This is a genomic window from Chryseobacterium sp. HNCC26DJ240, from assembly GCF_057180485.1.
Genome location: NZ_JBXUGK010000012.1, coordinates 1 through 9,705, shown reverse-complemented (window position 1 = coordinate 9,705; position 9,705 = coordinate 1). Strand labels below are relative to the sequence as shown.

Sequence of the window (9,705 nt, the reverse complement as noted above, 5' to 3'; positions counted from 1 at the left end):
GTACAAGGCAGTATCTCCTATTTTAAGAATTCTTTTTACATCTGCCTGATCATAGAGTCCTTCTTCTTGAGGTACTTTTTGCTGTAGTGCATCCCTGATTTCACAAAGGGTCTGCAGGATGGCAATCAAATAATCCAACAGAACCGCCATCGGGTGTTGTTCTTTTTTCATAAAAATAATTGTTTTTGTGTTTTTTTGACTGGTGTGAAATCAATTTTATACTGTAAATATAAAACACCAAACGAATATCATACAACCGTAAAAATACGGTAATTACTACCTTATTTTTACTGAGAACAAACCTCTATTTTTCAGACTGTTATTTTGCAACCGGCAAATGCGTCGAAATTGCAATTCTGTTCCACATATTGATGGAAACCGCTGCCATAATAATGTCGGCAATCTGGCTTTCATTGAAAACCGTTTTTGCTTTCTGATAAGTTTCCTCTGAAAGACCTTTCTGGCTGATCAAAGTAATTTCTTCCGCCATCGCGAGAATGATCTGTTCTTCGTCAGAAAAAAGTTCTGTAGCCTCTCTCCATGCATTGAGAAGAAAAATTCTTTGAGGTGTTTCGCCATACTTCAAGGCATCTTTGGTATGCATATCCAGACAGAAGGCACAGCCATTAATTTGTGATGCTCTGATTTTTATCAGTTCTTTCTGAATCGGACTTAAAAAAGAGTTCTGAAGGGCTGTTTCCATTCCTATTCCTGCTTTGTAAGCGGCACTGTGTACAGTTGCCATGTTGAATCTTGCGCTCATAACTGTTATGATTTTTTAATTAATGTATCTATTGAATATTTATAATCTGACTGTACTGCTAATAAAAAAGCTGCTGCAGAAACTATCCACACTGAATAGTCTAGTGGAGCCTTTACTCCCAAAGCTATGCTCATTGAAAGACCGAAAATCATTAGAAGGAAACCAGTTCCCAATGCTGCTAATTTTGTTTTAAAACCAAAAATCAACATCAGTGGAAAAAGGATTTCTAAAAATGTAGCTGCATAAGCTGAAAAACTCCCCATACTTTCAGGAAGAAAAAAAGTAAGTTGAAGTGTATACTTTTCAAAGTTTTCCCAGTTTCCCCAAGCTGAATTTTCACCCCACATCCCGAAACGGTCTGCTACAGCAGAAAGCATTGTAATCGAAATAGCTAATCTTAAAAATAATTGAGGAATCACCTGTATGTTGTTTTTCATTGTTCTTATTTACAGGACAAAGTTCAGAATATCTCAACTTAAAAATCTTAAACTGGTTTAAGAAAACAAAGTGTTTTTAAAATAAGGTAGAATTACTCGTCGAAATTTTGAAACAATAATTTCAGTAATGAATGTCCTTATTAGCATCAACTTAGTTTTTGACGGTTTGTTTGTCATTCCGTAGGAATCCAAACTAATTTACTTTCAGCATGTTGAGATTCCTACGGAAATCGAAGATTCGACGTAGTCAATGACAAAATTACTGCTGATTTTAGCGTCATGATTAGAAATAGAAATTTAATTAAATGGGTAAGTTCGTTGAAAAAATCTGCGGGTCATATTCAAGCAGATGTATGTACAATAATTGCTGTGTTTAACAATATTAAATCGTACTTTTTCCTCCCTTTAGGGGCGGAGAAAAGAAAAAAGACAGCAAAAACTTATTTACATTTTGTAATTCAGAACAAGGCCTCGATTCCGCTCAGCCTGACATGATGTCTCATATTTTTAACCCTAACAATATTACATAGAAAGGAGCTAGAAGCAGATTTATGGCATCATGATTTTTGCTAAACTGTGATTAAGAAAAGATTAGCATCTGAAATTTGTTTACCCCAGCCCTAAAGGGTGCAAATTTCAATTCACCGTTATTTATCTAATCAAAAATCAAGTTTTTAGAGACTTCCCATGATTTTAATAACTACGATGTTTAATTGAATAATTCTATTAGGAATATTTTAAAGTAAATAAAAATTGTGTAAAACTTCGTAATATAGTGTCTGGCAATATCCCATTCTTCTTTTTTCCTCCCTTTAGGGTCGGGGAAAGAAAAAAGACAGCAAAAATTTTGTTTTATTTTCTACTTCAGAACAAGGCTTCGACTATGCTCAGCCTGACATCGCTGAACCCGTCTAAATTATATTTGAAGAAATACTTCTTAGTTACAGTTTGTATACTCTCATTAATGAACCAGGCTTCGATTCCGCTCAGCCTGACAGCGCTACATGAGTTCTAAAGTTATATTTGATAAGATATCAAACCAGCATCACAGCTTCAGCTTAGCTCTTATCTCACTGAGATATTCCGGTGTAAAACCTAAAAACGACGCGATGAGATATTGCGGGATTCTCTGGATAAACCATGGGTATTGTGTGCTGAAATGCTGATACAGTTCTTCTCTTGAAAATTCATAAAGATAGCGGATTCGTCTTTCTGAGGCTGCATAAGCTCTCTGATAAATCATTCGGAAATATCTTTCCAATTGTGGATGTTTTTCAAAAAGCAACTGTTGACTGTGATAATCTAAAACGAGAACCAACGATTTTTCAACCGCCTGAACAGTGAAGTCCGATTTTATCTGTCTTTCGAAAGCGAAAGTATCGGTGATCCACCAGTTTTCGATGGCGAATTCTGTGGTTTGCTCAACACCTTTTCCGTTGATAAAGAATTTTCTAAGACAACCGGAAGCTACAAAATAAATGGATCTGCAAGTTTCACCACCAATCATTAAATTCTGCTTTTTCTTAACTTCAATGGTTTCAAAAAAAGACATCACCGAAGAAAAGTCTTCCTCAGAAAGCGTGATAAATTTATCTAAATGTATTTTAAACTGATCCATTTTCAGATTTACAGGATCAAACTTAAGTTTATTTTTTTAGTTTTACATCAACAAAAAATAAACATCATGGAAATTGTCGCAAAAATATTAATCGGATTGGTCGCAGTGGAACATCTCTACATTCTCTGGATGGAAATGTTTGCGTGGGAAACCAAAGGAAAAGAGGTTTTTAAATCTGCCCTTCCTCCGGAAATGTTTAAACCAACAAAAGGTTTAGCTGCCAATCAAGGGCTTTATAACGGTTTTCTTGCGGCAGGATTAATCTGGTCACTATTCATCTGTGACGAAAAATGGCAAGTGAATATTTCGCTTTTCTTTTTGGGATGTGTTTCAGTTGCAGGAATTTACGGCGCTATTTCAGCTACGAAGAAAATCTTTTTTGTTCAGGCTCTGCCTGCTATTTTGGGAATTATTGCGGTTTTGCTGAGTTCTTACCTCTAAAGCACAGTACCCATCACATACATATTTTCCATCGTAGGGGCTGCGCTTCCGCCTTCCTGCTCAAGGGTAATAGCAAATGCCTGAGCGTTTGGAATTTCTGATAAAGCAATTCGGGTATCTTTGTCTTTGCTGTACATTCCCGCACTTACCGGTTTACCATCAGCGATTGCCCACAGCTGGTATTGTTTGCCTGAAGGAGCTTCAGGTAGATTCTGTACATTCAGATAAACTTTGGTATTGGTTTTGTCCCAGAAAACAACTGCTTTGGAATCTGGATGGGTTTCAACTCCTGCCAAAACAATTTTCTGAAGATCAGGGTTTGAAATTAAACTCAGTTTATCGTTGATATTTTTAATCTTTTTCTCGGTCTCGTTCTGCTGATCTCTCATAGCAATGATCTGATCATCTTTTTCGGAAGATTTAGACATCCAGAAAAGATTGGCGCCTAAACTGATTACGAGCAGCACAGATGCTGCCACAGAGAGTTTGCTCCACAGAGATTTGGCTGCGCCGGCAGACTCTATATGCACTTCTGCAGGCAACGGTATGGTATTTGTCTTTTGCAGATTATCAGTTGAAACAACAGTTTCATGCTGACTTTGTGAGATTTTAAGCCAGATCTTATCTTTTAAATCATCCGCAGGTTTTACCGCCTGAGCCGTTGCAAGGTCTTCAAGAATTTTCTGGGTTTCTTCAAAAGCATTTCGCACTTCTGCATTATGAGACATCACGCATTCTAAAATGCCTGCTTCCTCCTGAGTTGCTGTGCCCAAAATATATGCCTCAAGTATGCCTGATGATATGTATTCCTGAGTATTCACTTTATCTGTAATCTATTAACAAATCCTTTAATTTCATTAACGCATTCCGCATTTTTGTTTTCACCGTACCCAAGGGTATACTTAGCTTTTCTGCAATTTCAGACTGACTGAATCCTTTGTAATAAGCCAGATCAATAAGTTCCTTCTTATCGTCATCTAAATTGTCCAGAATTTTACTGAAACCAATAAAGTCCTGATTATCTGATACTGAGAGTTTGGTATCGTTATATACGAAATCCGGAAGTGATTGGTTTTTGAGTTCGTTCTGAAAACTTTTTGATTTTAAATAATCGAGTGCCGTATTTCGGGCGATATTGATCATCCACGTATACAGTCTGCCTTTACCTTTGTCGTATTGAGGGATAAAATTCCAGACTTTTACAAAAGTATCCTGAATGATTTCTTCCGCTGCTTCCCTGGAATGTACAATCTTCAAAATTACTCCATACAAAGCAGCCGAATAGTTTTCATATAAATAATGAAATCCATTCTCGTCATGCCTCTTAATCATGGCGATAATTTCGTCTTCAGAGTACTTTGTTTTGATGACCTGGTGTTTAAGATTTTCAAATGTAGTAAAATTATCTCTCTAAACATTATGATTAAATAAGGTTTACAGAAAATAATTAAAAATGATTTAGCAATAACTGAACCATTATGCATTGCATCTTATCTGATTTATTAAACAATTTTCTTATTTTAAACATAATTTTAAAATATTTAACACTGATTATCAATTATTTAAAAATTATTATTCATTTTTAAAAACTGATAATTGTCATATCCTCGTACATCACCATAAGATCACCACATAACAGATCGAAAATTAAAATTCAAATAATTTAAAAATCAGAACAATGAACTTCACATCAAAATTCGCAGCCTTCGGAATGATCGCATTATCATTCGCATTAAGCGGAAACGCCGCTGCACAGAACATGAAAGAGAAAACAGTAATGGTAGGAGGTGCTGCCATGTATCCTTCTAAAAATATTGTAGAAAATGCAATGAATTCTAAAGATCATACCACTCTTGTAGCCGCTGTAAAAGCAGCAGATCTTGTAGAAACTTTACAGGGAGCCGGCCCGTTTACCGTTTTTGCTCCCACCAACGCAGCTTTTGAAAAGCTTCCCAAATCAGCAGTAGACAATCTACTAAAGCCTGAAAACAAATCTATGCTTCAGGGTGTTCTTACTTATCACGTTTTACCCGGGAAATATTCTTCAAAACAAGTTTGGGCAGCAGTAAAAGCTGGTGGTGGTAAAGCTGAAATGAAAACTGTTCAGGGAGAAGCACTTACTTTCTGGACCAAAGGAAAAGATCTTTATGTAACTGATGCAAAAGGGAACAAAGCGAAAGTTACCATTGCAGACGTGAATCAGTCAAATGGTGTAATACATGTTATAGATACGGTATTGATGCCTTAGTTTAGTGTTTTTTCTGCATCGGGTGATAGTACCGGTGCAGAATTTCTTTAGATATAAACCCATTAAATTATTAATATTATGAAAAAAACGATTACTGTTCTCGGCAAGCCCACACTGGACGCCGGAAGACGAAATTTCTTAAAAATGAGCGGCGTCGGTGCCATGGTAGCCGGTCTTGCGCTTGTAGGATGTAATGATGACTTCGATGAGGTTAACACAGGAATATTTGACCTTGGAATGGGAGATGTCGGCGTTTTAAACTACGCCTACGCTCTTGAACAGCTAGAAGCTGACTTTTATACCAAAGTAGTGAACAGTTTCTACACGAATGCTTCTACAGCAGAAAAAACAGTTCTTACCGATATTTATCATCATGAGGTAATTCACAGAGACTTTTTTAAAGCCGCATTGAGCGGAGTGACGAGTCAGGTTTTACCAAAACTTGAATTCCAATATCCAAATGTTAACTTCAGCGACAGAAATTCTGTTCTTGCCACTGCCAAAGCTCTTGAAGATACCGGTGTAGCTGCTTATAACGCGGCAGGAAAATTCATTACCAATCCGGATTATCTTGTTATTGCAGGTAAGATTGTTTCTGTGGAAGCAAGACATGCCAGTGCAATCCGTGATATGATCAACCCGGGCACAGCAGCATTTTCGGGTGATGATGTGATAGATGCCAATGGTCTTGACGTTGCCAAAGAACCAAAAGACGTGGTAGCCGCAGCAGGCGGATTCTTTAAAACACCGTTTACCTGGAAAGAAAGAGGTATCGGATAAACAATAATCATCATTAACCGCAAAATCAAAAATTATGAATATTCTAAAAATACTAGATACATTATCAGATGACGCTCTATTTACAAAATCATTATCAAGAAATGAAAATCTGAGCCAACTGTCATCTTTCGGAAAAAGAACCGCAGCAGCAGCAATTCCTTTGGGACTTGGAGCTTTTCTTTCAGGAAATGCCAAAGCTGAAACCAAAAAAGTAGAAACTGCAGAAACGGTAGCATTTAAAAAAGATGCTTTATCTGACGCACTTCAGCTTGCTTTGGTTTTAGAATATCTTGAGGATGAATATTACGCTCAAGGGCTTGCTAAGGCAAATCTAATCCCAACTGCAGACCGTGTCGTATTTCAGCAAATTGCAAAGCACGAGAATGCTCACGTTGCTTTTTTGAAAGGTGCGCTTACGTCATTAGGAGTAACACCAGGTGTAAAACCAGCTTTTGACTTTACCGTAAACGGAGCGTTTTCACCTATGACCGATTATCAGCAGTTCCTTATCCTTGCCCAGGCATTCGAAGATACCGGAGTAAGAGCTTACAAAGGTCAGGCAGGAAATGTGATGGGTAACAAAGCGATTCTTCAGGCAGCATTACAAATTCACTCTGTGGAAGCAAGACATGCTTCACAGGTAAGAAGAATGAGAATGAACAAAGGCTGGATCGAACTTAACAATGGCGGAAGTATGCCAGCTGCTACAGACCCGGTTTATGCTGGTGAGCAAGTAACCATGCAGGCAGGTTTCAACACTGCAACAACATTTGGTGCTGAGGCGGGATCTGCGTCTTTCGACGAAATCCTTACAGGAGCGCAGGCTACAGCGATTGCAACTTTATTTATTGATTAGTTTTCTCTGTTTAATATTTTAATTTTAAGAACAGTAAACATTTTTGATGTTTACTGTTTTTTATGATAAAAGAATTTCAAAATTCTGGTCTGAAACATAGAGAGCTCCTTCAGAGATATTCTGCGGATGAGTACTAAAGCCTTTTAGTTTAGATGTTTTACCTTTGAGAATAAGATCCATTAGCTGTTTTTCAGTAATTTTCTTTCCAAAGATTTCAAAAGGAGCTTTAAATCCACAGTTTTTAAAATCTGAACATCCAACAGCTGTTTTCCCTTTCATCAAATGATTCTGTTTACATTTTGGGCACTGCGTTTCTTCCCAGGACTGCAATTCCTTTTTAGGCGCAGGTTCAGTTTTCTTTTTTTCTTTTGGTTTTTCTTCTTCAAAAACAAATGATTTTCCTTTGCTATCAATCACTTTCTTGGTTAAATCACTCACCATGGCGATGAGTTCTTCTTTGAAAGTATTGGCCTCATATTCCCCACTCTCAATTTTTCTGAGTTTAAATTCCCACTCTCCGGTAAGCTCTGGGCTTTTCAGCACTTCATCTTCAATTACATCAATGAGTTGAATTCCCGTTTGGGTGGCAATCAGATTTTTCCTTTTCTTCTCAATATATTTTCTCTTGAATAGAGTTTCAATAATATTTGCTCTGGTAGACGGTCTACCGATGCCGTTATTTTTCAGCATTTCACGCAGTTCTTCATCATCAATCTGCCTTCCGGCAGTTTCCATGGCTCGAAGTAAAGTAGCTTCTGTATAATATTTTGGTGGTGATGTCTTTCCCTGATGAATAAATGGATCATGCGGACCACTCTCTCCCGCTTTAAATTCAGGAATCAACTGCTCTTCCTCACCGTTTTTGTCTTTATCCGACAACTCTTCTTTGTCCTTAGGCTCTTTTGCATAAACAGCTCTCCAGCCTGGTTCAAGAATTTGTTTACCACTGGTTTTAAAAGGAATTGTACCTACTTTAGCTTCAACCAAAGTATTCGATATTTTACATTCCGGATAAAAAACGGAAATAAATCTTTTGGCAATTAAATCATAAATCAGCTTCTCTTCCTTACTCAGATTCTGTGAAGGCGAAATCTCGGTTGGAATAATCGCATGGTGATCTGTCACCTTCGTATCGTCAAAAACCGTCTTCGACTTAGGAATAGGCTGTTCCAGCAAAGGAGCAATCAGTTCTCTGTAAAAGTTCATGCTTTTCAAAATCCCTTCAATCTTCGGATATAAACTTTCTGATAAATAAGTCGTATCAACACGCGGATAAGTCACATGCTTCTTCTCATAAAGACTTTGAATGTAGTTTAGTGTATTTTCAGCAGAATAGCCATACTTCTTATTCGCTTCCACCTGAAGACCCGTCAAATCAAAAAGTCTTGGATTTTTTTCCTTACCTTCTTTTATTTCGAATGACACAATCTCAAATAGATTTTCTTTAAGGTAAGAAAGTCCTTTTTCTGCTCGATCAAGTGTTTTCAGACGGTCAATTGCAGCATTGAAAATAACATCTCTATATTTCGTTTTGAGTTCCCAGTATTCTTCAGTATTAAAACTGTCGATTTCTTTTTGTCTTTGTACAAGCATAGCCAGAGTAGGAGTCTGAACTCGTCCAATTGAAAGAACACCCTTGTTTCCTCCAAACTTTTTTGTAAAAAGTCGGGTCGCATTGATGCCTAAAAGCCAGTCACCAATAGCTCTTGCATTTCCTGCCAAATAAAGATTTTTGTAATCATCAGCAGGTTTCAATTTTTCGAAACCCTCCTTAATGGCTTCTTCCGTCAAAGATGAAATCCATAAACGTTTGATTGGTTTATCACATTTAGCTTTCTGAAGCACCCATCTTTGGATCAGTTCACCTTCCTGCCCGGCATCCCCGCAGTTAATCACTTCGTCGCATTCACTTACCAGCCTTTCAATTACTCTGAATTGATTTTCAACTCCTTTATTCGGAATCAGTTTAATACCAAAGTTTTTAGGGATAATCGGAAGAAAAATAAGATTCCAGGATTTCAGTTCCGGACCGTAATCGTGGGGTTCCTTCAGGGTACAGAGATGCCCGAAAGTCCATGTAACGCAATATCCATTACCTTCCATATAGCCCTGTTTAGGCATCGTTGCACCTAAAACTTTAGCTATATCCCTTGCTACACTTGGCTTTTCTGCGATACAAAGTTTCATCTGAAATAATAAAATTATAATCTGCAAAAATCGACAAATAAAAGTCTAAAAAAAAATTGCATCCGGAGTTTTTTGTAAAATGAAAATCACAATATTAATGATTAGTAGTGAACTATTATCTAAAGCTGTCTCAAAATAGAGAAGAAGGATCTCAGTTTTTCTCAGGAGCTGTTTCCTGCTATCCGCTGTATCTTTTTTGTCGCCGGTTTCTGTCGATAATTTACCTGTTAATTCAAGACAAAAAAGGATGCCGCTACTATCAGGGCTAGGGAAGCGCGCTAGGAAGAATATTTATTTCTGAGAACAAAAGTTTTATAAGTAATGTTTGATGTTGAGTGATGGATGTTGGATGATGGATGATGGGTGCCTGAGACG

10 protein-coding genes are annotated in these 9,705 nt (G+C 37.3%); 4 read left to right on the top strand and 6 right to left on the bottom strand.

All coding sequences use genetic code 11. From position 1 onward, the window contains the following. Window positions 1-319: 319 nt before the first annotated feature. From AC2A1G_RS19950 to AC2A1G_RS19940, 3 genes are all read right to left on the bottom strand, one after another. Entirely contained in the window at window positions 320-763 is a 444-nt protein-coding gene (locus AC2A1G_RS19950; protein ID WP_484048637.1) for a carboxymuconolactone decarboxylase family protein, read from the bottom strand. A 5-nt stretch (window positions 764-768) separates the two neighbouring features. Beyond that, window positions 769-1,200 carry a DoxX family protein gene (locus AC2A1G_RS19945; RefSeq protein ID WP_484048636.1) on the bottom strand — a complete coding sequence of 144 codons (432 nt, stop codon included), beginning with the start codon at window positions 1,198-1,200 and terminating at the stop codon, window positions 769-771. 1,045 nt (window positions 1,201-2,245) lie between these two features. Continuing rightward, on the bottom strand, window positions 2,246-2,818 hold the full coding sequence (locus tag AC2A1G_RS19940; RefSeq protein WP_484048635.1) for a Crp/Fnr family transcriptional regulator: 573 nt from the start codon (window positions 2,816-2,818) through the stop codon (window positions 2,246-2,248). Between the two features lie 66 nt (window positions 2,819-2,884). On the opposite strand from AC2A1G_RS19940, the gene AC2A1G_RS19935 reads away from it, so the two are divergent. Continuing rightward, the gene (locus tag AC2A1G_RS19935; RefSeq protein WP_484048634.1) at window positions 2,885-3,259 is read left to right on the top strand and encodes a DUF1304 domain-containing protein; all 375 of its coding nucleotides are present in this window, start codon (window positions 2,885-2,887) and stop codon (window positions 3,257-3,259) included. Here the strand turns inward: AC2A1G_RS19935 and AC2A1G_RS19930 are convergent. Both AC2A1G_RS19930 and AC2A1G_RS19925 read right to left on the bottom strand, forming a co-directional pair. Further along, window positions 3,256-4,080: an anti-sigma factor gene (locus AC2A1G_RS19930; RefSeq protein ID WP_484048633.1), complete on the bottom strand. Its 825-nt coding sequence runs from the start codon at window positions 4,078-4,080 to the stop codon at window positions 3,256-3,258. The two genes, AC2A1G_RS19935 and AC2A1G_RS19930, sit on opposite strands and share 4 nt — an antisense overlap. A gap of 1 nt (window position 4,081) precedes the next feature. Beyond that, entirely contained in the window at window positions 4,082-4,591 is a 510-nt protein-coding gene (locus AC2A1G_RS19925) for an RNA polymerase sigma factor (RefSeq protein WP_262151421.1), read from the bottom strand. Window positions 4,592-4,937: 346 nt separating this feature from the next. Here AC2A1G_RS19925 and AC2A1G_RS19920 point away from each other — a divergent pair, with 346 nt between their 5' ends. The 3 genes from AC2A1G_RS19920 to AC2A1G_RS19910 all read left to right on the top strand — a co-directional run bounded on the left by AC2A1G_RS19920 (window position 4,938) and on the right by AC2A1G_RS19910 (window position 7,143). Next, window positions 4,938-5,507 (top strand): fasciclin domain-containing protein, encoded by a 570-nt coding sequence (locus AC2A1G_RS19920; RefSeq protein WP_484048632.1) that lies wholly within the window; start codon window positions 4,938-4,940, stop codon window positions 5,505-5,507. 78 nt (window positions 5,508-5,585) lie between these two features. Further along, entirely contained in the window at window positions 5,586-6,287 is a 702-nt protein-coding gene (locus AC2A1G_RS19915) for a ferritin-like domain-containing protein (RefSeq protein WP_484048631.1), read from the top strand. Window positions 6,288-6,321: 34 nt separating this feature from the next. Further along, complete coding sequence (locus tag AC2A1G_RS19910) at window positions 6,322-7,143, top strand: ferritin-like domain-containing protein (protein WP_484048630.1); 822 nt, start codon at window positions 6,322-6,324, stop codon at window positions 7,141-7,143. A gap of 60 nt (window positions 7,144-7,203) precedes the next feature. Here the strand turns inward: AC2A1G_RS19910 and AC2A1G_RS19905 are convergent, their stop codons facing one another. Continuing rightward, complete coding sequence (locus AC2A1G_RS19905) at window positions 7,204-9,330, bottom strand: type IA DNA topoisomerase (RefSeq protein ID WP_484048629.1); 2,127 nt, start codon at window positions 9,328-9,330, stop codon at window positions 7,204-7,206. Between the last annotated feature and the right edge of the window lie 375 nt (window positions 9,331-9,705).

What these genes read in the sequence shown, in the direction of transcription:
- AC2A1G_RS19945 (WP_484048636.1), bottom strand. Translation starts at nt 1,200, where the DNA reads ATGAAAAACAACATACAGGTGATTCCTCAATTATTTTTAAGATTAGCT.
- AC2A1G_RS19915 (WP_484048631.1), top strand. Translation starts at nt 5,586, where the DNA reads ATGAAAAAAACGATTACTGTTCTCGGCAAGCCCACACTGGACGCCGGA.
- AC2A1G_RS19925 (WP_262151421.1), bottom strand. Translation starts at nt 4,591, where the DNA reads ATGATTAAGAGGCATGACGAGAATGGATTTCATTATTTATATGAAAAC.
- AC2A1G_RS19910 (WP_484048630.1), top strand. Translation starts at nt 6,322, where the DNA reads ATGAATATTCTAAAAATACTAGATACATTATCAGATGACGCTCTATTT.
- AC2A1G_RS19935 (WP_484048634.1), top strand. Translation starts at nt 2,885, where the DNA reads ATGGAAATTGTCGCAAAAATATTAATCGGATTGGTCGCAGTGGAACAT.
- AC2A1G_RS19920 (WP_484048632.1), top strand. Translation starts at nt 4,938, where the DNA reads ATGAACTTCACATCAAAATTCGCAGCCTTCGGAATGATCGCATTATCA.
- AC2A1G_RS19950 (WP_484048637.1), bottom strand. Translation starts at nt 763, where the DNA reads ATGAGCGCAAGATTCAACATGGCAACTGTACACAGTGCCGCTTACAAA.
- AC2A1G_RS19940 (WP_484048635.1), bottom strand. Translation starts at nt 2,818, where the DNA reads ATGGATCAGTTTAAAATACATTTAGATAAATTTATCACGCTTTCTGAG.
- AC2A1G_RS19905 (WP_484048629.1), bottom strand. Translation starts at nt 9,330, where the DNA reads ATGAAACTTTGTATCGCAGAAAAGCCAAGTGTAGCAAGGGATATAGCT.